At 63.8% G+C, this 26,759-nt stretch carries 21 protein-coding genes; 11 read left to right on the forward strand and 10 right to left on the reverse strand.

From position 1 onward, the window contains the following. Positions 1-865 (forward strand): cytochrome c1 (locus tag VGO12_RS23315; RefSeq protein ID WP_327515112.1); only part of this gene is annotated, 865 nt, incomplete at its 5' end. Positions 866-1,031: 166 nt separating this feature from the next. On the opposite strand, the gene VGO12_RS23320 is transcribed toward VGO12_RS23315, so the two are convergent. Next, on the reverse strand, positions 1,032-1,586 hold the full coding sequence (locus VGO12_RS23320; protein WP_327515113.1) for a GrpB family protein: 555 nt from the start codon (positions 1,584-1,586) through the stop codon (positions 1,032-1,034). A gap of 178 nt (positions 1,587-1,764) precedes the next feature. On the opposite strand from VGO12_RS23320, the gene VGO12_RS23325 reads away from it, so the two are divergent. Further along, on the forward strand, positions 1,765-2,154 hold the full coding sequence (locus tag VGO12_RS23325) for a hypothetical protein (RefSeq protein ID WP_327515114.1): 390 nt from the start codon (positions 1,765-1,767) through the stop codon (positions 2,152-2,154). A 318-nt stretch (positions 2,155-2,472) separates the two neighbouring features. Here the strand turns inward: VGO12_RS23325 and VGO12_RS23330 are convergent, their stop codons facing one another. After that, on the reverse strand, positions 2,473-9,192 hold the full coding sequence (locus VGO12_RS23330) for a kinesin (RefSeq protein ID WP_327515115.1): 6,720 nt from the start codon (positions 9,190-9,192) through the stop codon (positions 2,473-2,475). A 542-nt stretch (positions 9,193-9,734) separates the two neighbouring features. Between VGO12_RS23330 and VGO12_RS23335 the strand changes: the two genes are divergently transcribed. Together VGO12_RS23335 and VGO12_RS23340 are read left to right on the forward strand one after the other, a co-directional pair. After that, positions 9,735-10,103 (forward strand): Hpt domain-containing protein, encoded by a 369-nt coding sequence (locus VGO12_RS23335; protein ID WP_327515116.1) that lies wholly within the window; start codon positions 9,735-9,737, stop codon positions 10,101-10,103. A 225-nt stretch (positions 10,104-10,328) separates the two neighbouring features. Further along, positions 10,329-10,649, forward strand: coding sequence for a 2Fe-2S iron-sulfur cluster-binding protein (locus tag VGO12_RS23340; protein ID WP_327515117.1), 321 nt, complete (start codon positions 10,329-10,331; stop codon positions 10,647-10,649). Between the two features lie 435 nt (positions 10,650-11,084). On the opposite strand, the gene VGO12_RS23345 is transcribed toward VGO12_RS23340, so the two are convergent. Further along, positions 11,085-11,714, reverse strand: coding sequence for a DUF922 domain-containing Zn-dependent protease (locus tag VGO12_RS23345; protein WP_327515118.1), 630 nt, complete (start codon positions 11,712-11,714; stop codon positions 11,085-11,087). A gap of 107 nt (positions 11,715-11,821) precedes the next feature. Here VGO12_RS23345 and folP point away from each other — a divergent pair, with 107 nt between their 5' ends. The 3 genes from folP to folK all read left to right on the forward strand — a co-directional run bounded on the left by folP (position 11,822) and on the right by folK (position 13,673). After that, on the forward strand, positions 11,822-12,673 hold the full coding sequence (folP, locus tag VGO12_RS23350; RefSeq protein WP_327515119.1) for a dihydropteroate synthase: 852 nt from the start codon (positions 11,822-11,824) through the stop codon (positions 12,671-12,673). A 117-nt stretch (positions 12,674-12,790) separates the two neighbouring features. After that, a complete protein-coding gene (gene folB / locus VGO12_RS23355; protein WP_327515120.1) occupies positions 12,791-13,159 on the forward strand; it encodes a dihydroneopterin aldolase in 369 nt (122 codons plus the stop codon). After that, positions 13,149-13,673 carry a 2-amino-4-hydroxy-6-hydroxymethyldihydropteridine diphosphokinase gene (folK, locus tag VGO12_RS23360; protein WP_327515121.1) on the forward strand — a complete coding sequence of 175 codons (525 nt, stop codon included), beginning with the start codon at positions 13,149-13,151 and terminating at the stop codon, positions 13,671-13,673. Before folB ends, folK begins: the two co-directional genes overlap by 11 nt. Before the next feature lie 80 nt (positions 13,674-13,753). Here the strand turns inward: folK and VGO12_RS23365 are convergent, their stop codons facing one another. Beyond that, the gene (locus VGO12_RS23365; RefSeq protein WP_327515122.1) at positions 13,754-14,305 is read right to left on the reverse strand and encodes a hypothetical protein; all 552 of its coding nucleotides are present in this window, start codon (positions 14,303-14,305) and stop codon (positions 13,754-13,756) included. A 225-nt stretch (positions 14,306-14,530) separates the two neighbouring features. Here VGO12_RS23365 and VGO12_RS23370 point away from each other — a divergent pair, with 225 nt between their 5' ends. Then, on the forward strand, positions 14,531-15,394 hold the full coding sequence (locus tag VGO12_RS23370; protein WP_327515123.1) for a cytochrome b/b6 domain-containing protein: 864 nt from the start codon (positions 14,531-14,533) through the stop codon (positions 15,392-15,394). Next, positions 15,391-16,182, forward strand: a complete 792-nt coding sequence (locus VGO12_RS23375) for a molybdopterin-binding protein (protein WP_327515124.1) — start codon at positions 15,391-15,393, stop codon at positions 16,180-16,182. Before VGO12_RS23370 ends, VGO12_RS23375 begins: the two co-directional genes overlap by 4 nt. 5 nt (positions 16,183-16,187) lie before the next feature. On the opposite strand, the gene VGO12_RS23380 is transcribed toward VGO12_RS23375, so the two are convergent. From VGO12_RS23380 to VGO12_RS23390, 3 genes are all read right to left on the reverse strand, one after another. Beyond that, a complete protein-coding gene (locus tag VGO12_RS23380; protein ID WP_327515125.1) occupies positions 16,188-17,273 on the reverse strand; it encodes a TIGR01620 family protein in 1,086 nt (361 codons plus the stop codon). Then, positions 17,270-18,763: a YcjX family protein gene (locus VGO12_RS23385; RefSeq protein WP_327515126.1), complete on the reverse strand. Its 1,494-nt coding sequence runs from the start codon at positions 18,761-18,763 to the stop codon at positions 17,270-17,272. Before VGO12_RS23385 ends, VGO12_RS23380 begins: the two co-directional genes overlap by 4 nt. A gap of 133 nt (positions 18,764-18,896) precedes the next feature. Further along, entirely contained in the window at positions 18,897-19,412 is a 516-nt protein-coding gene (locus VGO12_RS23390; protein WP_327515127.1) for a histidine phosphatase family protein, read from the reverse strand. A gap of 422 nt (positions 19,413-19,834) precedes the next feature. Between VGO12_RS23390 and dksA the strand changes: the two genes are divergently transcribed. After that, complete coding sequence (gene dksA, locus VGO12_RS23395) at positions 19,835-20,254, forward strand: RNA polymerase-binding protein DksA (RefSeq protein WP_327515128.1); 420 nt, start codon at positions 19,835-19,837, stop codon at positions 20,252-20,254. A 227-nt stretch (positions 20,255-20,481) separates the two neighbouring features. On the opposite strand, the gene VGO12_RS23400 is transcribed toward dksA, so the two are convergent. Next, on the reverse strand, positions 20,482-21,441 hold the full coding sequence (locus tag VGO12_RS23400; RefSeq protein ID WP_327515129.1) for a histidine kinase: 960 nt from the start codon (positions 21,439-21,441) through the stop codon (positions 20,482-20,484). A gap of 267 nt (positions 21,442-21,708) precedes the next feature. Between VGO12_RS23400 and cckA the strand changes: the two genes are divergently transcribed. Continuing rightward, positions 21,709-24,336, forward strand: a complete 2,628-nt coding sequence (gene cckA / locus VGO12_RS23405; RefSeq protein ID WP_327515130.1) for a cell cycle histidine kinase CckA — start codon at positions 21,709-21,711, stop codon at positions 24,334-24,336. A 139-nt stretch (positions 24,337-24,475) separates the two neighbouring features. On the opposite strand, the gene VGO12_RS23410 is transcribed toward cckA, so the two are convergent. Then, on the reverse strand, positions 24,476-25,405 hold the full coding sequence (locus VGO12_RS23410) for a pseudouridine-5'-phosphate glycosidase (protein ID WP_327515131.1): 930 nt from the start codon (positions 25,403-25,405) through the stop codon (positions 24,476-24,478). A gap of 31 nt (positions 25,406-25,436) precedes the next feature. Continuing rightward, positions 25,437-26,384 (reverse strand): carbohydrate kinase family protein, encoded by a 948-nt coding sequence (locus VGO12_RS23415; RefSeq protein WP_327515132.1) that lies wholly within the window; start codon positions 26,382-26,384, stop codon positions 25,437-25,439. Positions 26,385-26,759 lie beyond the last annotated feature (375 nt).

Raw genomic sequence — 26,759 nt, forward strand, 5'->3', positions numbered from 1 at the left:
AAAGCTTGTTACAGGCATTCTGTCACTCGCTGTCGTCGCTGGTCTCGGTCTCGGTGCGGCTGTTGCCGAAGAGGCCAAGGGCGGCGAGGAGCATGGCGGCGGTACGCCCCACTATCCGATCCACAAGCCGGAACAGCAGGAATGGAGCTTTGCCGGCCCGTTCGGTCACTATGACAAGGGCCAGCTGCAGCGCGGCCTGAAGGTCTACACCGAAGTCTGTTCGGCCTGCCATTCGATGAACCTGGTGTCCTTCCGCACGCTCGAAGGCCTCGGTTACTCGGAAGCACAGGTCAAGGCTTTCGCGGCCAACTACGAAGTTCAGGACGGCCCGAACGCCGATGGCGAGATGTTCACCCGCAAGGCGGTTGCGTCCGATCACTTCCCGTCGCCTTACGCGAACAAGGAAGCGGCTGCGGCATCCAACAACGGTGCAGCTCCGCCGGACTTCTCGCTGATTGCCAAGGCACGCGGCATCGAGCGCGGCTTCCCGCAGTTCATCTTCGACATGTTCTGGCCCTACCAGGAAGGTGGCCCGGACTACATCCATGCGCTGATCACGGGCTACCAGGATCCGCCGCAGGGCGTGGAAGTCGCAGAAGGCACGCATTACAACCCGTACTTTGCCAACGCCGCTGCACTCGCAATGGCCAAGCCGATCTCCGACGACCAGGTCACCTATGACGATGGCACGCCGCAGAACGTCGACCAGTACTCCAAGGACGTCGCCGCATTCCTGATGTGGGCAGCCGAGCCGCACCTGGAAGAGCGCAAGCGCACCGGCTTCATGGTCATGGTGTTCCTGCTGATCTTCACCGGCCTGATCTACCTCACCAAGAAGTCGGTCTACGCCAACAAGGAACATTGATCGGCAGCTGGCTTGAGCCGGCCCGGATCGAGATCCAAATGAAAAGGCCCCGGGTTCGCCCGGGGCTTTTTTTGCGTTTGGCGAAGGTCGCAGTGCTGGGGCGAGCGAGAGAGCCGGTCGAACCCCGCCTTGTTTTGCAAGGGTGTCGGTGGAGGCGGAGCATCACTTAAGCGTCGGACGGTCCCGGCCGCCAGCCGGTTTGGGCTGCCCAGCGATCGGCACGCCGCATGATGGCCCAGAGGTGGTCGGACTTGGCCTCGGTGTAAGCCGCCCGGTCGTCCCGATATTGCCTCGCCAAGCCGCGCTTGATCTCTGCCAAGGGCGCGTGCTCGTGCACGTGGGCACGCATGTAGTCCCGAAACAGCAAGGTCCATTGTTCGCTCCAGCTTCCAAGACCACGCACGTGGATGTGGGTGCGCTCAGTGCCTGGCGCCTCGCGGAAGTAACGTTTCGTAAGGTCAGGGTTCAATCGCCGCCACACGTACCCAACCGTCGCCAGCCGCTCCGCCAGGAGGTCGATGGATTGCAGATCGGTCACCGAGATCTGAATGTCGATAATGGGCTTTGCGTCCAGTCCTTCAATGGCCGTCGAGCCTACATGGTCTATGCGCGCTGCATGCTCGCCCAACGCACTCCGGATGGTGCTGGCCTTGGCTTCAAACTGCCCCGCCCATTCGGCAGACCAGATGCGGATTTCAATCGGTTGCGGCGCTGTTCTCATTGGCACACCCTTGGCTTGCACGCTTTCCAACAAGCGGGGCGTCTTGGCTAGGACGATAGTCTCGTCGCCTCAAACGCGCCATTCAATGTCCTGGCGCGCACTAAGCAGTTTTGCGTATTGAGGTTGTGAATGCGGCGCCGGAAGAGCGCTGTCTCCATTCTCCGTGGATTGAACACCAATGACGACTTCATTCAAAGATATGGCTCTGGCTGCGGCCGCGGTAATCGTCCTTGCCCTTGTTCCCGGCGTGGCCCTTGCGGAAAGCTATACCACGCTCGCCAAGCAGGGCTATTCCACCGGTAAGCTCTCCCGAGGCAAGTCTGGCGCCTGGGGCTGGGTCGTTGCAAATGGCGAGAAGACGTTCTTCTGCCGGATGAATGTCGCCTCGGCCTATGTCAACAAGAAGGAAATGGTGAGCTTTACGGCCGCCGGGCGGATGCTGAAGACCAATCGCGCCACCTATGACGAGGCGATCGGCGGAGCGGACCCGAACAAGCCCTATCTGAAAGACCTCCAGGCCGGCCGGGTCAAGGCGGCCGATGTCGGCGGTTGTTCGCCGTTGCGCTGAGCCGGGTTCAGAAGAATGGCAAGAGCGGAACGCGTGTAACGTCGGGTTCCCTCGGCTGTGCGCTGGTCATGACGTCCGGCGCGCAGCTGCGAAAATAGCGGAGGCAATCAGTCGCGCGGTTGTAAAAACGACCGCTCGACCGTGCGCCCCCGCCACCGTTGAAGTAGCAGTCCACGCAATTTGCGCCGGTCACAGTAGCGCATCTGCTCTCGCTCAGAGTCGAGCCGGCCGGCCATTTCTCTTCTCAAACTCCCGTCCAAACGAAAACGGCCCCGTCGCGAGACGGGGCCGTTTTCGTTGTTCTCTGTTCGACGTCGCTTAGTTGAAGCGGCCGGCGGCGTGGGCGAGCATCGTGTAGACCTTGCCGGTGTCCGACGTCAGGTAGGTCTGGGTGATGCGCTTGTCCGGATCGTTGCGGGCGACATCGGCGAGCAGCTTTTCGAAGTCGGAGATGTAGCGGTCGACGGCGGTGCGGAACTCCGGCTCGCGGTCGTACTTGCGCTTGATCTCGTCGAAGGTCTGTTGACCCTTCAGCGTGTAGAGGCGACGGGTGAAGACGTCGCGCTCGCCGCGCTGGTAGCGGCGCCACAGGTCGACCGAGGCATCGTGATCGATGGCGCGGGCGATATCGACCGACAGGGAGTTCAGCGACTCGACCACGTGACGCGGATTGCGGCTGTCGCCAGCGCGGGCCACAGGCTGGGCTTCCGCCGGGCGCTGCGGCGCGGGCGAGGGTGCTTCTTCGCGCGAAGCGGCGCGCAACAGGTCACGCATCCAGCCACCACCTTCGGCGACCTCGTTCGTTACCGCCTGGCTCGGCGCCGGCTGGCGAACCGTGGCCTGGTCGAGGCCGAGGCTGCCACGCAGCGCCTGGGCCGGCTCCTGGCGGCGCGGCTGCTCTACAACCGGCTGCTGGGCAACCGGCTGCTGGGCGACAGACTGCTGAATTGCAGGCTGTTGGGCGACAGGTTGCGGCTGCGCGACCGGCTGCGGCTGAGGTGCCGGCTGCGGCTGAGGTGCCGGCTGCTGGACGACTGCCGGCTGTTGCTGTTGCACCGGACGGGCGACCGGAGTTGCGGCCGGCTGCTGGCGCAGCGGCTGGGCGACTTCGAGCTGCGTCGAGGACTTGCCGATGATGTCGGACAGTTCCTGCAGTGCCTTGATCTGCTCGCCGACGGCGCGACGCATGACGGCGGCATTTTCCTTGGCTTCTTCCGGCAGGTCGAAGGCGCCGCGCTTCAGTTCCTCGCGGGTCATGTCGAGTTCCTTGCGGATCTCGCCGGCCGAGCGACGAATCTCGTCCGTCGCGCCGCTGAAGCGGCCGATCGCCTCGTCGATCGCGACGCGAACCGCATCGCGCAGCTGGGCGGAGACGCCATCGGACTTCTTGCCGCTTTCGGCCAGCATGCGCTCGATATCGGAGACCGAGGCTGCGACGCTGCCGCGCAGACGCGATGCCACTTCCTTGGAGCGTTCCTCGGCGTTGGCAAAGGCGCCTTCGATCGACGCGCCGGCATCCTCGCCGACCTTGGCGATCGCCTGGCGCAGCGCTTCCGACGCACCGAGGGCACGGCCCTCGACCGAGGTCAGTGTCTTGTTGACGTCGGCGAACGAGGTTTCCACGCCGGAGCGCAGCGTATCGGCGATCTGGCGCGAGCGCTCTTCGGCGCGACTGAACACCTGCTCGACCGATGCGCCGGCCGTGTCGCCCGCCTGGGCAAGGGTGTTGCGCATGGCTTCCGCCGCTTCGGCGGCCCGTTGCTCTGCATTGGTCAGCAGGCGACCAACGTCCGAGAAGGACTGCTGGATGCCGCTGCGCAGATTGCCGGCAACAAGACCGGAGCGTTCTTCGGCGCGCTGGAAGGCGCCGTCGACGAAGCCTTCGAGCGCACGCATCGTGCTTTCGATCTCTTCCGAGCGCTGCACAAGGCCGACCGACAGGGTGCGAAGCGCGTCCTGGCGTTCCTCGAGCGTGCTGACGAGGTTCGACTGGGCGGCGCCGAGCAGGTCGGACGCCTGGCCGAGAACCCGCGAGTGGTCCTCGAAGCGGCCGACGATGCCGCCGATCTGGGAGAGCGTCGAGGCCGAGATGTCAGAGAGCTTGTCGACCTTGCCTTCGATCAGGCGGGTCGAGGTCGACAGCATGTCGGAGGCCTGGCGGGTCGTATCCGACACGCGGGCGATCGTCGTTTCCAGGCGCTGGTCCATTTCTCCGAGATTGCTGCTCGCCTGGTCGATGACCGTCGCAATCGCAGCGTTGTTGTTGGCGAGTTGGTCGATCAGGCCCATGGCGGTCGACTGCAGACGGTTTTCGACCATCTTCATCGCCTTTGCCGTCTCTTCGGCACGGTGCGAGATCGCGTTCAGCGTCTCGCCGGTGCGCTCGGCAATCGCGTTGACCAGGGCCGCATTTTCCGCACGCAGGCGATCGGTGCTTTCCTGGGTCACGGCGGCGATTCGCTCGGCCGCTTCGCGACCGGTTGCGGCATACTGATCGATGACCGGGCGGGCCTGTTCGTCGATCAGGCGCGACAGTTCCTGCGAACGGCCGGCGAGCATCGAGTTCAGCTCCCGGGTGCGCTCGTCGAGCGTATTGCGGATCGCGTCGCCGCGGGCCTCCAGAGCCTTCTCGGTATTGGTGAGCCCCTGGTGGATATTGTCCGCATGGCTGGCGATCTGGCTGTGGGTAGCGGCAAGCCGCGCCGTTGCCGCATCCGCCGCATCCGCGATGGAGCGAGCAAGGTCGGCATGGCGCACGGCCGTTGCGGCCGCTTTCTGCTCGATCGTGCTTGCCAGCTCCGCATGGCGGGCGGCGGTCGCTGCTGCCGTTTGGTCGATGGTGTTGGCAAATTCAGCCTGACGCGCGGCAAGCGCCGAAGCGAAATCATCACCTGCCTGTGACAGGAGGCCGGCCGAGCGTGCGGCTTCGGCGTCGATCTCCTGCGCCGCGTCGCTGATGGCGCCACGAAGCGTGTTGACGAGGCCAGCGGCCTTGTCTTCCATGCGCAGCGTTTCGGCGTCGAGCTCCTGCGCGACATTGCCAACGGCGCTGCGAAGCGTGTTGACGAGGCCGGCGGCCTTGTCTTCCATGCGCACCGTTTCGGCGTCGAGTTCCTGCGCGACATCACCGACGGCGCTGCGAAGCGTGCTTGCGAGACCGGCTGCCTTGTCCTCGAGGCGCACGGCTTCAGCGTCGAAGTCCTCGGCCACGCCGCCGACTGCGCTGCGCAGGTTGGCGACGATGTCGGAGGTCTTGCCTTCCAGGCGGTCGGCTTCCGCGTCGATATCCTGTGTTGCCGCACTGACGGCGCCCCGCAGGTTGGTGACGAGAACGGCCGCCTTGCCTTCGAGGGTGCGGTTGACGTTTTCGAGACCGATATTGAGTGCGCGGTCCATCGTGCCGAGGCGCTCGGCAATATGATCCGCACCGGCTTCGATGGCACCGGAGATGCGGCTTGCCGCCACTTCGCTCAGGCGGTCGATCTCACCGGCACGTTCGCCGAGGCTGTCGGCGATCCGCTGGCCGGCGCCGTCGACGATCTGGTTGACGCTGCCGACGCTGTCGCGCACCCGGTCTTCAAGCGAGCTGAGGCTCACTTCAAGACGCAGGCCGGTATCGTCGACGAGCGTGTTGACATCCTGGACACTGCCGCGGATGCGGTCCTGGAGGACGCCGAGGCTGCCCTCGATCAGCGTGCCGGTGTCGCCGACAACGGCGTTGACGCTGCTGACGCTGCCGCGGATGCGGTCTTCCAGCGCATTGAGGCCACCTTCGACACGTGCCGCCGCATCGTCGACGACGGAGCCGACATTGGCGACGCTGCCGCGAATGCGATTTTCGAGCGCGCCGAGATTGCTCTCGATGCGGGCGCCGGTGTCGTCGACAACCGTTCCGACGTTCCCGACCGTACCGCGGATGCGGTCCTCGAGCACGCCGACGCGGGTCTCGATGTGCATGCCTGTTTCGTCGACGATCGAGCCGATGTTGCCGGCGCTCTCGCGCATGCGCTCTTCAAGCGCACCAAGGCTGGTTTCGATTCTGAGGCCAGTGTCGTCGAGGCGGTCATTGAGGCCGTTGATCGACAGGTCGACGCGGTTGGTCAGGCTGTCGGCTGCAAGGCTGATCTGGCTGGCAGTTTCGGCCAGGCGCTCGGCAATGTGACCGGTGGTCGAGCGCATGCGCGTGTCGAGCGTTTCGCCACTGCGGTCGATGGCGCCGGCAAGCGCGGACTGGCGCTCTTCGAGCGACATTTCCAGCATGCTGGCGCTGGTGGCGAGGGTGGTTGCGATCGCGGTCGACTGGTCGGCGAGCATGCCTTCGAGCTGGTCGCGACCCTGGCCGACGGCAAGGTTGATGGCGTTGATACGGTCGTCGAGCGTCGCGCGGATCTGCTCGTGGGTCGAAGACAAGGTGTCGCGCAGGTGCTCGGCACGGCCCGACAGCGTCTGCTCGATCTCGGCGGCCTTGCCGGCGAGCGATGCCGTCGCTTCGGTGGTGCGGGCGGTCAGGGCGTCGGCGATGTGGGCGCTGGTTTCGGTCAGCGTATCGGAGATCTTGTTGACGCGGCCGCTCAGGTCCTCGGCGATGCGGGCGCTCGTCTGGGTGAGCGTATCGGAGATCAGGCTGACGCGGCCGCCAAGGTTCTCGGCAATCGCCGTCACGCTCTCGGACAGCTTCTGCTCGATGTCGCCGACGCGGTCGGTCATCGTCTCGGCAACGGCCGTTGCGCGGAAGGTCAGGCTGTCGGCCACGTCTTCTGCGTGGCGGCTCAGCGTATTGGCCATCTCGTTGGCACGCGACGACATGGTCGAGGTGATGGCGGCAGCGCGTTCGGCGAGCACGCCGTCCAGCGCCGTCGTCTGCGTGGTGAGCGCGTCGGAAATCGCTTCGCCGCGTTCGGAAAGCACCCGCTCCAGCCGGTCGGCCGTACCGCTGACGGCGGTGTCGATCGAATCCGCGCCCATCGACAGGATCGTCGACAGGGCAAGGGTGCGTTCAGACAGCGTATTGTCGAGACGGTGCTGGCTTGCGGCAATCGCGCTGGTGATCTCGTCGGTCGAGCCGCTGAGCGTCTGTTCGATGCGGGTGTGGGCTGCATGCAGGCCATCGACGAAGGCGGCCGTGCGGCTGTCCAGACCTTCGGTCAGGCGCTGTTCACTCGTTGTCAGCGCGTTCGAAAGCGCATCCGCACGCTGGCCGAAGCCGTTTTCGATACGGTCCTGCGCCTGGGTGAGGGCGCCCATGAGGCCGCTGGTCTTTTCGGACAGCACGGCGTCGATGCGGCTGTGCGCGTCGCCGATCATGGTGCCGAGTTCCGAGGTGCGGCTGGCGATCGTTTCCTCGATAAAGTCCTGGGTTGCGCCAAGCGCGGTTGCCAGCGTCAGCGACTGGTCGGAGAGCGCCGAGCCGATCTTTTCGATGCTGCCGTCGAGCGCGCCGCCGATTGCCTCCGAGCCGCCGGAAACGGTCTCGTTGATGCGATGCAGGCTTTCCATCAGCTTGGTGTCGAGCAGGCTCGCACGCTTGTCGAAGGCCGAGGCGAACTCGTGGAAGCGCTCGTCGAAGGCAGTCGCGAGCTGTCCCACCGTCGTCTGCAGCTTCTCTTCGAAGAAGCCGCCGCGCAGGTCGAGATCCATGATCGCGTCGTCGGCGCTCGAGCGCAGGCTCTGGCGGAAGCTCGCACCCTTTTCGTCGAGCGTGGCGTTGAGCGAGGTCAGCACGTTGTCGAGGCCGCCGACGATGGCATGCTGGCCGACGCTCAGGCTCTCGTTCAAGTCACGGGTACGGGCAATCAGCGTCTCGTTCAGCTGGCGGGCGCGTTCGTTGAGCGCCGCATTCAGCTTCTCGGTGCTGGCGTCCAGCGACGAGGCGCGCGTTTCGAACTGGCTGAGCAGATCTTCGCCGCGCTTCGTCAGCGTTTCGCTCAGCTGGTCGAGGCGTGTATCGAATTCGGTGCTGAGGCCGAGGCCGGCAGCCGTCAGGCCGGAAAGAAGGGTGTCGGTGCGGGTCGAAAGCATGTTGCCGATCGACTGCAGCGCGCTGTCGGATTTTTCGCTGAGAGCGGCTGCACGGGTATCGATCAGCGAGGCGAAGGCTTCGCCGGAGATGGCGATGCGCGAGGCGATGTCCTCGCTTGCCTGCTCCAGGTCATCCTTCAGCTTGCCATGGGCGCCGGCAATGGCGGAGCGGACGCGCTCCGAATGGCCGATAATGGCTTCGCGTTCGAGGCCCAGCTCCTGGACCAGCGTGCGCACGCGCAATTCGTTCTCGCTGTAGCTGCGCTCCAGAGCGTTGACTTCGGAATGCACGAGCGTTTCGAGCTCGGTGGCGCGGGCGATCGTGCGCTCGATGCCTTCGTTCATAGCCGAAACTTCGCGCCGCACGGCCTGGCCGACGGTCATGACGCGGTCGGCGGCCGCCGTTTCCGGTTCGGCAAGCCTGAGGGCGACTTCCGCCATCGAGCGCGCCGCGTTGCGCAGTTCCTGCGCGCGGGCAATCATGATGGCAAAGCAGAAGAACAGCATGATCGGCAGCACAATGCCGATCGCGACGCCGATGGCGCCGGGGGTGGCCGAGAGGTCGCTCAGCGAGCGGATCTGCCAGATCTCGGGCCCGTAAAGCAGGTTGGCAACGCCAAGACCGGCAACCGCCCAGATGACGGACACCAGCGCGGCAACGCGGATCGCGGCGCGATTGGAGCGAACGTCAAGCGCGCGCAGCATCGCAGCCGGCGAGCGGCGGCCGTCGTCATTGGCGGCGGAAAGGGACGGGGACTTGGGCGCGGGTTCGGGAGCGAGCGTCCTGGCCGCTTCGGCAGCACGTGCCCCGCGGGACTGCTCTGCCTGGGACCGCGCCTTCTTATTCTCATCGGGCGTTGCCGCCTGATTGGTGGGCTGAGACACATTTTCCTCCGGATCATCCAAGGAAGTCTTGTCATTCGGGCTCGATACAAGCTCGTCGAAATCGATCTTCAGGGCTGCTTCCAGAGCCTGGAAAGCCTTTTCGTCGATCGACTCATTGCTCTTTTTCGTCGCCATAGGGATACGCCTCATTACCTCTTGCCCACGATAAAGGAGCAACACCTCGTCCCGTAGCGGGCAGGCGGCTTCTCCTTCATGGGCGGTGACGGCAAGATACGCGCATCGGATCTACGCAATACCCTACTGATCACCCACTGCATTGCCTCGACGGATAGTCGCATTTGTGGCCGAAAGGGACCACGCGTTGACCTTATCCACCGGAACGGTTGCCATTTTCGTACGCAGGCACGTTCCTAAGCGTATCGTAGTGACACATTAGCTGGGTTCTTACAATTATGAGCGCTTGGGGTTGATTAAAATCCTAATGAATTCTTAATGCCTTAACGCTCCGAAAGGCGGAAAAGACAAGGAAATCAGCAGGTTTAACGGCCGTTAACCATTTCCCGAGAATCCTGCCTATATTGCGCCCGGTTTTAGGCCAATAGCTGCACGCGCCCGCCGATGATGGACATCTTGATACGTGCGGGTGCCGGGACGGCGCCGAAGTCGGCGCTCCGGAAACCAAGCCAACATCAAACAAACAATAGGGAATTTGGCTCATGGCGGCCCTCAGGATTGCCTTCGAAGCCCCGGATAGCCCGGGCAACTCTTCTGTGTCAGGCAGGAAGCCGATCGACTTCGCCCACCTCGCCGTTCAGACGATGGGTGACAAAGCGCTTGAAATCGAAGTGCTGCAACTCTTTGCGCGCCAGGCGCGCCAGGTCCTCAAGGAAATTGTCGAGAGCGAAGACATCGTGCGCGCCCAGGCGGCGCATCGCCTGAAGGGCGCAGCCCTTGCCGTCGGTGCGGTCGATGTCGCAAGCGTCGCTGGCGATATCGAACAGCGGCCCTCCGATGCGTCCCACCTCGAAAAACTCTCGGCCGCCGTTCTCGAGGCCGAACTCTTCATCCTCAAGCTCTGCCGCTAGACCCTGAGGCGGAAGGGGACGCACGAGCCGCTTCCGCCCTTTATCTCAAGACGAGGCGTCGCTTTCGCAGCCGGCGTCGCCGGTCATTCGGGGCCAGGTAACGGGTGTTGTTGACTGGCCCGCGGTTTTGTTGGAAGAACTTTCCCTGAATTTGCGCCTCGGCGGCGCTCCTTCTCAGGAGATTGCGCGCCCTGGCCAACCCATCAGTTCATTCCGGAAAGAGACATGACAAAACTTAACATCGTTGCCTTTGATGGCGCGCGCCACGAACTTGAGGTCGAGAACGGCTCGACGGTCATGGAAAATGCCGTCCGCAATTCGGTTCCCGGTATTGAAGCCGAATGCGGCGGCGCCTGCGCCTGCGCGACCTGTCATGTCTATGTCGACGACGCCTGGGCGGCTGTCGTCGGCGCTCCGGAAGCGATGGAAGAAGACATGCTGGACTTTGCCTACGATGTGCGGCCGACGTCGCGTCTGTCCTGTCAGATCAAGATGAGCGATGCACTGGACGGTCTCGTCGTGCATGTGCCGGAGCGGCAGGCCTGACACGGGCCTGGCGGCAAGCCCTCTCATCCCACGCTACGTGCCACAAAAAAGTGCCTCGCTGGTCGTTCGACGAGCGAGGCGAGGAGGGCGCATCGCAAACAGATGAGGGAGGGAACATCTGCTGCACCAAGACACGCCAGGAGAACCCATTTTGGCTTCGTCGCTCGGCATCTTCTTTTGCCTGAACAACATCGCGCAAATCAAAGTAACGGCAACATTTTAAGCTTCTCGCGCCACTGCAGTGTCGCGCTTAACCTGTCAAATCAGTGGGGCAAGACTTCATTCCGGCCCCTCTCTCCATGATTTGAATATAGATGAGTCGCAGGCTTGCAGCCATGGTTATATTTCACCAATAAAATACTGTGGGTATAGCCGCCGAATTCAACCTCGGAACGACTATAGTCAGCTTGTTCTATTGGGAATTCGGGCTGCTACCTACTGTTGCGCTTTTTTCAGCGTTTCCAGTCGATATTGCAGAAGCCGGATCATGCGCTTGTCGAAGTTGGCGGCCTCGGTGCGGTCGAAACGCGCCTGGTCCTTGTCATGGGCCTCGATCGCAGTTGCGCTTGCGCGGGCGACACTTGCCTGCATTTCTTCACAATCCGCTTGCGGCTTCAGGGCGAGGAACATCTTTTCCATTCGCCGCGCGTGGTTGCGGGCGATTTCGGCGTGGCGCTCCTCGTGCCGCTTGATGTCGCTCGACAGCGTATCCCATACGAGCGCCAGGTCGCGCCCGGCCTGGGGGCGATATTTCCAGCGCGGCAAAATGATGCGGGTGCTGAGGGTCACGCGCGCCGAACCGACGGCACAGCGTCCGCCGCGGCTGACATAGGTGATCGAGCCGCCGAACTTGATGCGGGTCGCGCCGGGATGCCGGGCACCGGTCGACTTCATCAGCGGCCCGCTCGCAGACAGGGCCTTGTCCAGCTCCTCGGCCGTGCGTCCACCGATCGAGAAATAGGAGAAGCTCTTGTTGACCACGGTTTCGCCCGATGCCGCACCGAGCGGCGTGGCGACCAGGAGAGCAAGAAGGGCGACTTTGAACGGGACGCGTACTCGGGACATCAATGCGTGGTTCTCTTTGGTTGAACTTCAATCAAGCTTGGGGCATAGCCAGCGCCGGTGCAACAGCAAAACGGCAGCTCCGGGCCCGATGCGGATCGTGAGGGAAAATGACTTACAATCCATTTCAGAAATTTAGCTGGAAGCTTTCCCATGGCCGCAGCCTCGAACTCGGACCGCATGGCGTTTTGATGGCGATCGTCAATGTTACCCCGGATTCTTTTTCCGACGGCGGCCGCTTCATCGATGCCGTCGCAGCCGTCGCGCAAGGGGTGCGATGCCTGGAGGAGGGGGCCCTGATCCTCGATATCGGCGGGGAATCGACGCGGCCGGATGCCGCCGCCGTCAGCGCCGAGGAGGAGCAGGCGCGGATCCTGCCGGTGATTTCCGCGCTTTCGCGTGACACCGATGCGCTGATTTCGGTCGATACATACAGGGCCTCGACGGCCCGCCTTGCCGTCGAGGCGGGTGCCCATATTGTCAACGACGTGCATGGGCTGCAGCGCGAACCCGACATTGCCAAGGTCGCCGCCGAGACCGGCGCTGGCCTTTGCATCATGCACACGGGACGCGACCGACAGAAGCGCGCCGACGTGATCGAGGACCAGTTCCACTTCCTCGACAAATCCCTGGCGATCGCAGCGGCAGCCGGCGTGGCAAGAGATCGTATCGTGCTCGATCCGGGTTTCGGCTTTGCCAAGGACACCGATGAGAACATCGAGCTCATGGCGCGCTTTGCCGAGCTGCATCGCTTCGAGCTGCCGTTCCTGGTCGGAACGTCGCGCAAGCGTTTCGTCGGAGCGGTGAGCGGCCGCGACGCCGGCAAGCGGGATGTGGCAACGGCGGCAACGACGGCGCTGTTGCGCGCCGCCGGGGCCTCCATTTTCCGCGTACACGATGTCGCAAACAGCAAGGATGCGCTGGCAATGGCGGATGCTATGCTGAACGCCAAGGCGGGATGAGGAATCGTGTGGGCGGTTGGCCGCCCGTATCACCTTCGCTGCAAGAACCAGTTTGGCGCACGAACGAGGGCGGATTCGTCCCTCAGCGTGACCCAGAAATCGACGGGACGGACAAGCATGAGCGCGACCTATATCATCACCCTCAAGAACTGCGCTTTCTTCGCGCGCCACGGCGTCTTCGACGAGGAGGAACTGCTCGGGCAGCGTTTCTTCGTCGACGCCGAGCTTGAAGTCGCGCAGGGAACGGCACTGGTCGACGATTCGATCGAGGACACGGTTCACTACGGGATCGCCTTTCAGGAGATCGAGCGCATCGTCACCGGCCGCCGCCGCTACCTCATCGAGGCCCTGGCGCTGGAAGTCGCCAAGACGCTGTGCGTGCGCTTCCCGCAGATCAAACGGGCAAAGGTCTCGATTCGCAAGCCGAACGCGCCGGTTCCGGGCGTTCTCGACTATGTCGAGGTCACGGTCGAACATGTCGTCTGAGGCGATCTGGCGGCAGGCCACCCTCGGGCTCGGCGGCAATCTCGGCGATCCCAGGCGTTCGATGGCCGAAGCGCTTCGCCAGCTTGACGCCCGGGCGGATTGCGCCGTCCTCGCGGTCTCGCGGCTCTATCGTACGCCACCCTGGGGCAAGACGGACCAGGCCTGGTTCTACAATGCCTGCGCCAAGGTCGAAACGACGCTTGAACCCGAGGCGCTGCTCGACGCCGGCCTCGATATCGAGCGATCGATGAAGCGCGTGCGCGACGAACGCTGGGGCCCACGCACGCTGGATATCGACGTGCTGACGTTCGAGGGCGTGAGCCAGGCCGCCGGTCGGCTCGAACTGCCGCATCCCCGCATGACCGAGCGGGGCTTTGTACTGATGCCGCTTGCCGATTTTGCCCCGGACCTCATGGTTTGCGGCCGTCCGGTCGGCGCCTGGCTTGAGGAGGCGGATGTTGCCGGCATCGAGGTCGCCGACGGCGATGGCAACTGGTGGCGCGCCGAAGGCTGAGTGCCTCGAAGATCATTGCGTCTGAAACGACAAAGCCCCGGTCGACACCGGGCCTTTGTTGCTTCAATCCTCGCTGGAAACTACTTGATCGAACCGACCGCGATCGTGTCGATCTGACGGTTGAGGCTGACGCCGATGACCGGCACCATCGTTTCGTCGACCTTGACCGAGATGGTGATGTTCATGGTCTTGTCGTCCTGGAGGCGGGCGATCATGGCACCGTTCAGCTTCTTGCGGTTGATGCCGACGACCACCTTGTCCTTGGCGACGTTGCCCGAGACAATATCAAGACCCTTGCCCTCGGCGCCATCGAGGAACTTTCCGGTGTAGGTGTTGCCCTTCTGGGTGATCAGCGCCGACATCGGTTGCTTGAAGACGCCAACGCGGCAGAAGCCGTCGAGCTTGATGCCCGTGTCGTCACCGGCGACCGGCTCTCCGGAGAGATCGCAGGTGAACTTGGTGCCCTTGTACTTGCCGGCGACGATTTCGCCCGGGCCCTTCCACTGACCAGCGACCCTCTCGAAGAAGGCTTTGTCCTTGCTGCCGGAAAAGGCCGGCGTCGCAATGCCGACGGCAGCTGCAAGCGCAAAGGCGGCAGCGCCGCGAGCGATCAAAGAAGGGCGCGAGAACATAAACGATCCTTGATGGGTCAACGTGCGAAACTGAAAGCCACATTTGCGCGCAAATGGTTAATGGACGGTTTCCAGAGGGTCTGCTTCAAGGCTTCTTTGTGACCGGAATGGCGATCGCCCACAGGGTTTTCGGCGCCCGCTCGACCGTCCCCAGCTTCGTCGGCATCGGGGCTGAAACTCATGGGCGCCGCCCTACGTATAACCATGGGAAAGCGGAGATTTCCCATGGCGACCACAGGACATGAAGGCGACACGGCGCGCTCGGCGCCGCTACCGAAGTCGACGATCCGCAGGCACAGGCTGGCCACGCGCCTGACCCACTGGGCCTGGGCTGCTGCGCTGTTCTTCCTTCTCATGAGCGGCTTGCAGATCTTCAACGCGCATCCGGAACTCTATCTCGGCCAGCAATCCGGTTTCGACTTCGACAACAGCGTCTTTTCGATCGTACCGATTCGCGACGGGAACGGCGATGTCCGTGGTCGAACGACGGTTCTCGGACATAGCTTCGATACGACAGGCGTGCTCGGCGTCAGCGGGCCGGAAGAGGGGCGGGACTACCGGGCCTTCCCAGCCTGGATGACCATCCCGTCCTATCAGGATCTGGCATCCGGTCGCGTCGTCCATTTCTTCTTCGCCTGGATCTTTGCGGCGGTCTACGCCGCCTGGCTCGTCACGAGCCTGATCAACGGGCACCTGCGCCGCGACGTTCTTCCCGGCTGGGGGGATATCCGCACGCTGCCTCGCACCCTGATCGAGCATCTGTGCTTCCGCTTCGATCACAGCGGACGCTACAACAGCCTGCAGAAGCTGACCTATGCTGTCGTTCTGCTCCTGCTTTTTCCGCTGATGATCCTCACCGGCCTGACGATGTCGCCGGGCATGAACGCCGCTTGGCCCTGGCTTCTCGATCTCTTCGGTGGCCGGCAGACGGCGCGCACGATCCACTTCGTCGTCATGCTCCTGCTCGTCGGCTTCTTTGTCGTGCACCTCTTCATGGTGTTTGCGGCCGGCCCGATCAACGAGATGCGGTCGATGATCACCGGACGCTATCGGGTCGACAGTCGAGACGAGGAAGGGAGAGTGTCATGAACCGCTTGCTCGTCAGTCGCCGCCATTTTCTGAGGGGCGCCGCGACGGCGCTCTCGGCCGCGCCGCTTGCCGGCTGCGACGCACTCGACCCCTTGCTTGCGGGCGGCGATCCGGTGCGCGGCATGATCGCCTCTGCCAACACCCTGACCTACCGCGTGCAGCGGCTGCTGATCCCGGCGGACCGGTTGGCGCCGGAGTTTTCAGAGAGCGAGATCAGACAAGGGCAGCGGCCGAACGGTTCGACCGACCCGACCGACCCTGCCTATCTCGCTCTGAAGGACGGGGCGTTTGCCGATTATCGGCTCTCGGTTTCGGGCCTCGTGGAGCGACCGATCAGCCTGACGCTCGACAACTTGCGAAACATGCCGTCTCGCACCCAGATCACGCGCCATGACTGCGTCGAGGGCTGGAGCTGCATCGCCAGGTGGACCGGCGTGCCGCTTGCACAGGTGCTGGCCGCCGCACAGGTGAGGAGCGGCGCACGCTACGTCGTGTTCCATTGCTTCGACGAAATGTCGCTCGGCCTGTCCGGCTCGACGGCCTATTACGAATCGATCGACATGATCGACGCGCGCCACCCCCAGACGATCCTTGCCTACGGCCTGAACGGATCGGCACTGCCGGTTTCCAATGGCGCGCCGCTGCGCCTGCGCGTCGAACGCCAACTTGGCTACAAGATGGCGAAGTATATCCGGGCGATCGAAGTCGTCTCCGACCTTTCACCTTTCGGGCGAGGGCGTGGCGGCTATTGGGAAGATCTCGGCTACGACTGGTATGCCGGGATCTGATGTCGCTACTTATCGAGGCTCTCACCCGCAGCGCGCCCGGCGGCGGGGCTGAGATCGGCGAGAAAGTCACCAATGCCCGGACGCTTGAGCGCCCGAAACGGCATGGGGCGGCAAAGGTCCATCGCGGCGATGCCGATGCGCGCCGTCATCAGGCCGTTGATCACGCCTTCTCCGAGCCGGGCCGAGAGCTTCGAAGCGAGACCGTGACCAAGCACCTGCTGGATCAGGCTGTCGCCGGCGGCGATCGAGCCGGTGACGGCAAGATGGGCGATGACATCACGCATCAGCCGCAACAGGCCGAGCGTGCCGGGGCGCCCGCCGTAAAGCTCGGCCATGGCGCGGATCAGGCGCGCGCTTTCGTAGAGCACGTAACCGAGATCGACGAGGGCGCGCGGGCTGACGGCGGTCACGATCGACACACGCTTGGACGCGGCCAGAATGAGGCGGCGCGCTTCGCGATCGAGCGGGCTCAGCAACTCGCGCTCGGTCAGTTCGATCAGGTGCGGACCATCGATGATCTCGCCCTCGCTCTCCTTCAGCCGCGTTCGGCCGCGCGCCGTTTTCGGATTGGTGGCCAGCAGGTGCACCAGTTTTGTCTGCGCCGCCCGCGCCAGCTTGCTGTTTGCCGACGCGGCCGCAGTCTCGGTTTCGGATTTCAACTTCTGGATCGCGGTCAGCTGCATCAGCCCCGAGAGTTCGCGGCCAACAACGATCAACAGCGCCAGCAGGCCAATCCCGACGACGGCAAGCGCCGTATAACCAAGCCAGTCGGCGCGGGTGAAGAGGTCGCGAAGGAGGCGGTCGACCCAGAGGCCGGCAGAGAGTGAAAGGATGACACCGAACGCGCCGAGCGCCACCTTGCCGAACGACAGGCGACGCTTGCGCGGACTTGCTTCCGGCAGGGCGAGCGTTTCAACGGCAAGCGTCGTCTCACGAAACGGGTCGTCGGCGTCAGGCGTCATCACCACGTTGTCGTCGAAGCTTGCCGGCGTACGTGCAACGCGCGGCTGGACTGGAGGCTGGTCGAGCTTGTCCTCCTGAACCGAGAAGGCGCCCGGACGGCGGCCGCGGCCGTTTGTGTCGTCGCTCATGCCAGCCGGTCTCCGAACAGAAATTGCATCGCCCGATCAAGCCGGATGTGCGGCACCGACAGTTTCAGGCCGCCACCGGTTTCCTCCAGATGCGGTGGCCGGAAGCGCACGAAGCTCAGCTCTGGCAGGCGGACGCTCTCGTCGAACGCCGTCGCGCCGGTCCCGGCCTCGATCGCCTTGAAAAGCACTTCAGGATTTTCCGGCAAGTCACCGGGAAATATAGCAGTTTTCTTCTCGCCGTCGAAGAGCTCGCCGTTGATCTTCTCGCCTGATATCGGCGTGCCGACAATGACAGGCAGCGCGTGGCCATCATGATTGACGGTCGCCTCGCGGGTCGCCCTGACGGATGCAAGCGCCATGACCTCCAGACCCGCACCGCTGACGCCGATGCTGGCGGCGGCGCGCTCGACCAGACGCGCGGCGATGCGCTCCAGCCGGTCGTGGCTTTCATGGTGGAGATGGTCGGCCTTGGTCGCGGCGATCAGCACCTTGTCGATCCGGCGCGTCAGGAAGGACGACAGCCAGCTGTTGGTTCCGGCGCGAAAGCAGGCAAGCACATCTGCAAGCGCCTGCTCCAGATCCAGCAGCGCCTCCGGCCCGTTGTTGATCGCCTGAAGCGCGTCGATCAGCACGATCTGGCGGTCGAGACGGGCGAAATGCTCGCGGAAGAAGGGGCTGACGACGTGTTTCTTGTAGGCCTCGTAACGTCGCTCCATCATTGCCCAGAGCGATCCCTTCGGCGCACGGCCGTCGGGAAGGTCGGGAAGCGGCGAAAAGGTCAGTGCCGGCGAACCTTCGAGGTCGCCCGGCATCAGGAAACGGCCCGGCGGCAGGGTCGACGGCGAGCGCTCGTCCGCCTTGCACGCCTTCAGGTAGTCGGTGAAGCTTTCGGCCAGCCGCCGGGCGCTTGCCTCGTCGGCAACGGCCGTCGATCCGGCAGAGGCTGCAAGCGTCAGCCAGTCGGCCGAAAGCGGCGCGCGCGCCGACGCGCGGGCACGGGCGACCGCATTGTTGCTGAACTGGCGGAAGTCCTGCGCCAGAAGCGGCAGGTCGAGCAGCCATTCGCCGGGATAGTCGACGATGTCGAGCGAAAGCCGTCCCGGTGAAAACAGGCGGTTCCAGCCGCTGGCGCTTTCGAAATCGAGCGTGATGCGAAGCTGTGAAATGGCGCGGGTGGAATCGGGCCAGATGCGATCGCGCACCAGCGCGGCGATGTGTTCCTCATACTGAAAGCGCGGCACGGCGTCGTCGGGCTGCGGTTCGAGGCGGACCTTCGAGACGCGTCCCGAACGGACGGGCTCGAACACCGGCAACCGTCCGCCGTTCAAGAGGTTGTGTACCAGGGACGAGATGAAAACGGTCTTTCCGGCCCGCGACAGGCCGGTGACGCCGAGCCGGATGGAGGGGTTGACGAGACCGGAGGCCCGGTCCGTGAGATTGTCGAGCGCAATCAGAGCGTCGTCTTTGAAGCTGGTCAGGTTAGGCGCCAAATCTCGCTCTTTCTTGCGGCGTGCGGCCCGTAGGCGTTCGACTGCCTTTCGTTCGACCGGACTGTCGCACGCAGGCAGCCACCGCGATATAGGCAATATTTTCGGCGTCGCAACGCGTGTGCGGGCAATTCTTCTACTGGTTCGGAAGGAGCAGCGACACCAATGTGGCATCAGCGCCATCGGTGCCGGCTGCGGCGGCGAGGTCCACAACCGCGAGGCACGCCGGCGGGTACCCATGCGGCACGGCCTCTCGTGCTTGATCGTCACCAATCAGGCGGTAAAGCAGTTGCTCGATCATCGGATTGTGTCCGACGAGCATCAGGGAACTTAAGTGCCGGTGGGCGTCGATCAGGTCGAAATAGACGCTTGTCGGCCCGGAATAGAGTTCGTCGATATAGCGGATATCGAGGTCCTCGCTGACGGTGCGAAAGAACGGCTCGGCCGTCTCGCGACACCTGACCGCCGTCGAACACAGGATGCGCTCAGGTCGAATGCCGTGATCGGCCGCCATCTGGGCGAGCGTTTCCGCTTCGACGTATCCGGTCTCGTCGAGCGCCCGGTCGAAATCACGCTGCCCGGGCAGGGCCCAACCAGAACGCGCATGCCGCAGAAGAAAGAGGCGTAAGACCTTGGGGGCGCTGTCTTGCATCGAGCGGTTCCGGTAGCTGCCTGTCGCAGCGACAGGGTTCAATCTGGTCGCGGCGAAATGCTATGCGCCATCGCCCGACGGACAGTCACCTTTTCCCGCCCGCACAGCAAAGATCAAGCAGCGAGGCGCTTTTTTTCGGGGATTGCCGGGTGCTGGAAGGGTGCTGCACTTTGACGCCGTCGCAATTTGGCATGGAAATGGCGCAAAAGCATCCCCACATAGAGACGCCGGGTTTAGATGGCCGACCTCAGGGAAGTGTCTCGCAGACCAAGAACTGAACTGTAATTTTGATGAAATATTCGTCAGTTAGCCTGAATCGCGAGCAATATTAAAATACGGTTGAGTGTCTGTTCAGAGGCTTGAATCAAGGCTTCCATAGGTCTATACACCGCCGCAATGAGATGTTCTTCAGGAGAATCGCGTTGAGTGAGAAGATCGATCTTAGTACCTTCATCCTTTCAGAGGACGAAGAATTCATGAATGCCACCCACCGGGCGTATTTCCGGGCCAAGTTGAACGCTTGGAAAAATGACATCCTTCGCGAGGCACGCGAGACACTGGATCACTTGGCAGAGGAGAGCGCCAATCATCCGGATCTCGCAGACAGGGCCTCTTCCGAAACAGACCGGGCAATCGAACTGAGAGCCCGCGACCGTCAGCGCAAGCTGATCTCCAAAATAGACGCGGCGCTGCAGCGACTGGACGAAGGCACTTACGGTTACTGCGAAGAAACCGGCGAGCCGATCGGCCTGAAGCGGCTCGACGCCCGTCCGATCGCCACACTCTCCATCGAGGCGCAGGAGCGTCACGAGCGGCGGGAAAAGGTCTATCGCGACGAGTAAGCTCCAGGGCTTTCGCAACAGTCTGAAAAAAAGGCGCGGCTCAAACCGCGCCTTTTTCCGTTTTCCGCGTGCCGTTCCACTGCCCGAGCGTATCGTAGAGCCGAAAACATCTCTTCGCCGCAAAGCCGTGGGCTCAGAACTGCAACTTGCCACCGTGGCGATGCCCGAAGACGCTGCCAGGCGCAGGGAGCCGGCATGCCACGGGCGTCGTCAGTTTTGCGTGTTCGTTACGGCTTCCGCCCGGCGGAGATGTCTGCCAGCATGCGGTTCATCTCCTCTTCGATCGTCGGTTCCTTGTGACCGCCTTCGGCCGCGGGCGCGCCCAGCGTCGGCTCCTGGCGGCCGGCTTGGGCAGGCGCGCGGTTCTGAGGCGTGACCGGCGTCGCGGGGCCGAGGCGCTGTAGGTCGCCGCTGATCTCGGCGTCGAGCAGGCGTTCAAAGTCGGAAAGCGGAGCGGCGGCTGCCGGCTGAGGCTGGACAAGGGGTGCCGGACGCTGAAGCTGTGCGGGTTGCATCTGTATAGGCTGCGGCTGCACGGGCTGCGCCAATGGCGCCGGGCGGCTCACGGCCACATCGAGGTTCACCTGGGGCGTTGTAACGGCGGAAACGGACGTAACCTCGGGTGCGGGCTGTGCAATCGGGCGCGCGATCGGGCGCTGTTCTGCGGGAAGGGCGGGTGCGACCGCCGGGCGTTGTTCGGCAGCAGCGCGGGTGGGTGCGACGGGCTCGACGCGGGCGACCGGCTGTTCCTCGCTGCGCGCGATGGGTCGGACCGGCGTCGCGGCGACGGGATCGGCTTGAACAGACGGTGCGGGTCGCTCTGCGATTTCGCGGATTGCGGGCCGGGCTTCAACCGCCGGCTCGACCACCTTGCGCTCGGGCGCGACGGGCCGCTCTCCGCCAGCGACGATCCGGCTCTCGACGACGATGTCGGTCGGCCCGCCGATCATGATCAGATGCTCGACATCGTCGCGCCGCACGAGAACGAGCCGGCGCCTTGTGTCGACGGCGGCCGCGTCGAGAACGGCGAGGCGCGGCTGGCGGTTCTTGCCGCCGCGGATGAAGGGCGAGGAGGGGCGGTTGCGCAGGATCCAGAGCACGGCCACGAGGCAGACAAGCCCGATCGCGACGGCCGCGGCGGCGATGACGAACCGGCTGCCGTTGTCTGCGATGATCGTTTCCATCATGGGGTGAGCTCCTTTTGCCATCCGCGTGGCAGTATTTGACGGCTTTTTTCAGGTTCGGACAAGCACTTCGCCGACATTCCCTGTGAATATGCGGCAATGCTTCCGCAGAGGTGCTTTTTGCTGTTATCTCTGATTGTTAAAGATGATTCTTGTCCGAATGATCGAGGGCGTGTCGGGATGACCCGATTTCGCCCGGTGGATCGCGCGGATACCGGCCGGAAGGGCTGGGCCGCGTCCGCGCGGCGCCGGCTGCACTAAGAGGATCCGATGACGAAATTGCGGCAGTCAGGCGACTACCAGATGCCGGTTGTTGACCGCGGCGTCAGGCCGGGAACCGTCCTGCGGATCGTGCTGCTTGCGATCGTGCTCACCGTATCTGCGATCGCCTTCGTGATCTTCAAGAACGAGATGGAAAACGAGATCGTTCTCGGCATTCTCGGCGTCCTTGCCATGGTCGGGATCTTCTTCCTCGTTTCCTCCGTCATCGGCTTCATCGAGGTGATGCCGCAGTCGCGACCGGACGAGCTGGCGCGCGCCTTTCTCGACGCCCATGAAGACGGCACCATCGTCACCGACCGCAAGGGCCGGATCGTCTATGCCAACGCCGCCTACGGCGCCCTGACCGGCGCGAAGAACGCTGCCGGCATCCAGTCGCTCGAGACCATTCTTTCGCGCAACCGCGAGGCAACCGAGGCGATCTACAGGCTGACCAACGGCCTGCACGAGGGCAAGCAAGGGCATGAGGAGTTCCGCCTGCTGAAGCCGCTGGCGACCGGCGCCTCGAGCGGTTCGGGCGCCCATTGGTTCCGGCTGAAGGCGCGGGTGCTGCCGCTCGAAGACAGCGAGCGCAATCCGCTCTACCTCTGGCAGATCGCCGATATCACCGCCGAGCGTGACGACCAGGAGCGCTTCTTCAAGGAGCTGCAGAACGCGATCGACTATCTCGACCATGCGCCGGCCGGCTTCTTCTCGGCCGGTCGCAAGGGCGAGATCTTCTACATCAACGCCACGCTTGCCGACTGGCTCGGCATCGACCTCACCAAGTTCCAGCCCGGTTCGATCAGCATCGGCGATCTCGTCGCCGGCGAGGGACTGACGCTGGTGCAGGCCGTGCAGGCCGAGCCCGGTCTGAAGAAGACCAAGATGCTCGACCTCGATCTGCGCAAGCTGAACGGCCAGAGCCTGCCGGTGCGCATGATCCATCGGGTTTCCTCGACCCGCGACGGGGCGCCCGGCGAAAGCCGCACCATCGTCATGTCGCGCGAGGGCGGCGAGGACAACGAGCAGTCGGCCTCGAGCGCCGCCATGCGCTTCACCCGCTTCTTCAACAACACGCCGATGGCGATCGCCTCGGTCGACGGCAACGGCCGGATCCTGCGCACCAACGCGCCGTTCCTGAAACTGTTCTCCAACCTCGTCTCGCAGGACGACGTCGAGCGCGGCGCACTGATCGAAACGGTCGTGCATGAGACCGAAAAGGGCCGGCTGCACGAGGCCCTGGCGGCCGCCAAGGACCGACAGGGCGACATCGCGCCGATCGACGCCCTGCACCCGACCGATGGCGAGCGCCACTTCCGCTTCTACGTCAATGCCGTGATCGACCAGACCGACCAGGCGCCCGAGGAAGCGGCAATCATCTATGCGCTGGAGATCACCGAGCAGAAGGCGCTCGAGAACCAGATGGCGCAGACGCAGAAGATGAACGCCGTCGGCACGCTGGCCGGCGGCATCGCGCACGATTTCAACAACGTGTTGACCGCGATCCTGCTCTCGTCCGATCACCTGTTGCTGTCAGCGCGTCCGGCCGATCCGAGCTTCGCCGACCTCATGGAGATCAAGCGCAACGCCAACCGGGCGGCGGTCCTCGTGCGCCAACTGCTGGCGTTTTCGCGCAAGCAGACCATGCGCCCGACCGTGCTCAACATGACCGATGTTATCGGCGACCTGCGCATGCTGGTCGACCGGATGACCGGCACCAACGTCAAGGTGGAGGTCGACTACGGCCGCGACCTCTGGCCGGTGCGCACCGACCTCGGGCAGTTCGAGCAGGTGCTGTTGAACCTCGCCGTCAACGCGCGCGATGCGATGCCGGGCGGCGGCACGATCACGCTGCGCACGCGCAACCTTCCGGCCCAGGAAGTCGCCGCCTTCGGACGGCGCGAGCTGCCGGAGGAAGATTTCGTGATGGTCGAAGTTTCCGACCAGGGCACCGGCATCCCGCCCGAAATCCTCGACAAGATCTTCGAGCCCTTCTTCACCACCAAGGAAGTCGGCAAGGGCACCGGTCTCGGCCTGTCGATGGTCTACGGCATCATCAAGCAATCGGGCGGCTACATCTACCCGGAATCGGAAGTCGGCAAGGGCACTACCTTCCGCATCCTGCTGCCGCGCCATATCGAAGTGCCGGTTGCGGCCGAGGAGCCGGCGCAGTCTGGCGCCACCTCGTTGCTCGCTCTTGCTCCCGCCCCGGTGGCATCCGTTGCCGCGACACCGGCGAAGGCCGAAGAACCGACCGACCTGACGGGCGATTCCGCCGTGGTCCTACTCGTCGAGGACGAGGAGGCGGTGCGGCGTGGCGGCAAGCGCATGCTCGAAACGCGTGGCTATACCGTCTATGAAGCCGGGTCCGGCGTCGAGGCCCTCGACATCATGGACGAGCTCAACGGCGCGGTCGATATCGTCGTGTCCGACGTGGTGATGCCGGAAATGGACGGGCCGACGCTTCTGACGGAACTGAGGAAGAAATACCCGGACCTGAAGTTCATCTTCGTTTCGGGCTATGCCGAAGACGCCTTTGCCCGCAATCTGCCGGCCGATGCCAAGTTCGGCTTCCTGCCGAAGCCGTTCTCGCTGAAGCAACTGGCGGTTTCGGTGCGCGAGATGCTCGACTCCTAAACGCTCCGTGCGTCCCGGCTGACGCATGGAAAACGCTTCCGGTGACCGGGGCGGTGAGATAGCCCAGAGACAGGCAGGCATGAAAAAGCCCGGGGCACGCGCTCCGGGCTTTTGTTTTGTGTCTTCTCGAGAGCGGGTGTTACTTCGCGTTCAGCGCAACCGCGATCTCGCCGGCAAGCCGGGCATTGTTCTCGACCAGCGCGATGTTGGTTTCGAGGCTGCGGCCTTCGGTCATTTCGAAGAGGTTGCTCAAAAGATAGGGCGTGACGGCCTTGCCGGTGATCTCGTCCTGCTCGGCGTTGTCGAGCGCGCGGGCAATGTAGATCTCCATTTCCTCGCGCGGGATTTCGGCAGCCTCAGGCACGGGATTGGCGACCAGCATGCCGCCTTCGACGCCGAGCTGGTCGCGCATGTTCTGGAAGTTGGCGATCGCCGCCGGGCTGTTCAGCATCAGCGGGCTCTTGAGGCCGCTGTCGCGCGACCAGAAGGCCGGGAAGATTTCGCTGTCATAGGTGACGACGGGAACGCCGCGGGTTTCGAGCACTTCGAGCGTCTTCGGGATGTCGAGGATCGCCTTGGCGCCAGCGCAGACGACGATGACGCCGGTGCGGGAGAGTTCGTCGAGGTCGGCGGAGATGTCGAAGGAGAGCTCGGCGCCGCGATGCACTCCGCCGATGCCGCCGGTCGCAAAGACGCGGATGCCGGCGCGTGCGGCAGCAATCATCGTCGCAGCAACGGTCGTCGCGCCGGTCCGGCGCTCGGCGATCGCAAAGGCGAGATCGGCGCGCGAGACCTTCATCGCGCCCTCGGATTTCGCCAGTTCCTCGAGCTTGGCATCGTCAAGACCGATGTGCAGCACGCCATGGATGACGGCGATTGTCGCCGGGACGGCACCCTGTTCGCGGATGATCGCCTCGACGCTGCGGGCCATGTTCAGGTTGCCCGGATAGGGCATGCCATGGGTGATGATGGTCGATTCCAGCGCCACGATCGGCGCGCCACGCGCCTTGGCGGCCGCGACCTCGTCGGAATATTCCATCGGCAGGAAGGGAGAAGCGGGTTTGGTCATGGTCTTTCCTTGGGAGTTCGGCTGTCCTTTGTCATGACAGCATTTCGGACGCGGGCACAAGAGCGAGCGCCTGTTCGAGATTGGCCGCGGACATCTCTTCGGACGCGGCAAGCGGAGAGCGCAACGTTATTCCGGCGGCTGCGATGCCGTGCCGCAGGCAATCGGCGATGCCGTGTCCTGATAGGTAGGCCGAGAGGAAGCCGGAGGCCAGAGCATCGCCGGCGCCCGTGACATCGGCGAGTTCCGGCAACGCCGGCGGGGTGATGACACAGCTGCGTTCGCCTTCGAAGGCGACGACCGCACGACCGCCGCGCGTCACCACGCCGCCCCTGAGCCCGACATGCCTCAGGAGCTCGGGCCATTCCGCCGCTTCCGTCGCTTGTCTGCCCGTGAGCGTGCGCGCCTCGGATTCGTTCATGAACAGAAACGAAAGGTCATTCAGGCATGGCCGGTAGCGGATCACCTTGGCTGGAGAAACGGCGATGCCGGCGACAACGGAGCCGTGACCGGCCGACGTTTTCGCCAGGGCAGCGATCGTCTCTTCCGGCAGATTGGCATCGGTCAGCACGAGCCTGCTGGTGGCGAGAACGTCGCGCAGCGCGCGGCGCTGCAACTGCCGCGGCGAAAACAGCCGGTAAAGATCCATGTCGGCAAGCGCGATGACGAGGTTGCCGTCGTTTTCGAGGATCGCCGTGTAGCTCGGTGTCTGCCGGTCGAGGAAGGTGAGGGGACTGTCGATCACGCCCGCTGCCGCGGCGGCTGCGGTGACCATCTCACCGGCGGCATCGCCGCCACGGGTGCTGATCATGCGCACGCCATGGCCAAGCCGCGCCAGATTGCGCGCCGCATTGAAGCCGCCGCCGCCAGCCTCTTCGAACCAGGTGCCCGGATTGCTCGATCCCGGCGCCGTCGTTCCCGATATGCGCCCGCGCCTGTCGATATGCGCGCCGCCGAAGACGGCAATCTCAGCTTCCGTCATGTATGTTCCTCTGTTTGACCATTCGGCCGAAAATTCTGTTGGCTCTTTGCCATCTGGGGGCGCAAATCCCAAGTCCCCCACACCGTCTTGGTCTTGCCCGCGGGCGAATCGACCGGGCCTCGCCGAGGAGATTTCTAGGGGCAGCCACCGTATTCAGGAACCGGTGGATCCCATCCGTGAACAGGAATCGAACGAAAGTCGAATAGCTGTTTCTTTTCAATGCATTGTCCCGGTCTTGCAAATACGGAACAAAACATGTACAAAAACTCCTGCGGCGGCTTCATTGCCTCGGTAGCTTCAATAACCTAAAGGTGGACCAAATGGCACAAAACTCTTTGCGGCTCGTAGAGGACAAATCGGTGGATAAAAGCAAGG

The organism is Ensifer sp. (genome assembly GCF_035999135.1).
Lineage (GTDB): Bacteria > Pseudomonadota > Alphaproteobacteria > Rhizobiales > Rhizobiaceae > Ensifer.

Bases quoted from the DNA above. Each gene is read 5' to 3' on its own strand.
- VGO12_RS23320 (WP_327515113.1), bottom strand. From the start codon at position 1,586: ATGAGAACAGCGCCGCAACCGATTGAAATCCGCATCTGGTCTGCCGAA.
- VGO12_RS23325 (WP_327515114.1), top strand. From the start codon at position 1,765: ATGACGACTTCATTCAAAGATATGGCTCTGGCTGCGGCCGCGGTAATC.
- VGO12_RS23330 (WP_327515115.1), bottom strand. From the start codon at position 9,192: ATGGCGACGAAAAAGAGCAATGAGTCGATCGACGAAAAGGCTTTCCAG.
- VGO12_RS23335 (WP_327515116.1), top strand. From the start codon at position 9,735: ATGGCGGCCCTCAGGATTGCCTTCGAAGCCCCGGATAGCCCGGGCAAC.
- VGO12_RS23340 (WP_327515117.1), top strand. From the start codon at position 10,329: ATGACAAAACTTAACATCGTTGCCTTTGATGGCGCGCGCCACGAACTT.
- VGO12_RS23345 (WP_327515118.1), bottom strand. From the start codon at position 11,714: ATGTCCCGAGTACGCGTCCCGTTCAAAGTCGCCCTTCTTGCTCTCCTG.
- folP (WP_327515119.1), top strand. From the start codon at position 11,822: ATGACTTACAATCCATTTCAGAAATTTAGCTGGAAGCTTTCCCATGGC.
- folB (WP_327515120.1), top strand. From the start codon at position 12,791: ATGAGCGCGACCTATATCATCACCCTCAAGAACTGCGCTTTCTTCGCG.
- folK (WP_327515121.1), top strand. From the start codon at position 13,149: ATGTCGTCTGAGGCGATCTGGCGGCAGGCCACCCTCGGGCTCGGCGGC.
- VGO12_RS23365 (WP_327515122.1), bottom strand. From the start codon at position 14,305: ATGTTCTCGCGCCCTTCTTTGATCGCTCGCGGCGCTGCCGCCTTTGCG.
- VGO12_RS23370 (WP_327515123.1), top strand. From the start codon at position 14,531: ATGGCGACCACAGGACATGAAGGCGACACGGCGCGCTCGGCGCCGCTA.
- VGO12_RS23375 (WP_327515124.1), top strand. From the start codon at position 15,391: ATGAACCGCTTGCTCGTCAGTCGCCGCCATTTTCTGAGGGGCGCCGCG.
- VGO12_RS23380 (WP_327515125.1), bottom strand. From the start codon at position 17,273: ATGAGCGACGACACAAACGGCCGCGGCCGCCGTCCGGGCGCCTTCTCG.
- VGO12_RS23390 (WP_327515127.1), bottom strand. From the start codon at position 19,412: ATGCAAGACAGCGCCCCCAAGGTCTTACGCCTCTTTCTTCTGCGGCAT.
- VGO12_RS23400 (WP_327515129.1), bottom strand. From the start codon at position 21,441: ATGATGGAAACGATCATCGCAGACAACGGCAGCCGGTTCGTCATCGCC.
- cckA (WP_327515130.1), top strand. From the start codon at position 21,709: ATGACGAAATTGCGGCAGTCAGGCGACTACCAGATGCCGGTTGTTGAC.
- VGO12_RS23410 (WP_327515131.1), bottom strand. From the start codon at position 25,405: ATGACCAAACCCGCTTCTCCCTTCCTGCCGATGGAATATTCCGACGAG.
- VGO12_RS23415 (WP_327515132.1), bottom strand. From the start codon at position 26,384: ATGACGGAAGCTGAGATTGCCGTCTTCGGCGGCGCGCATATCGACAGG.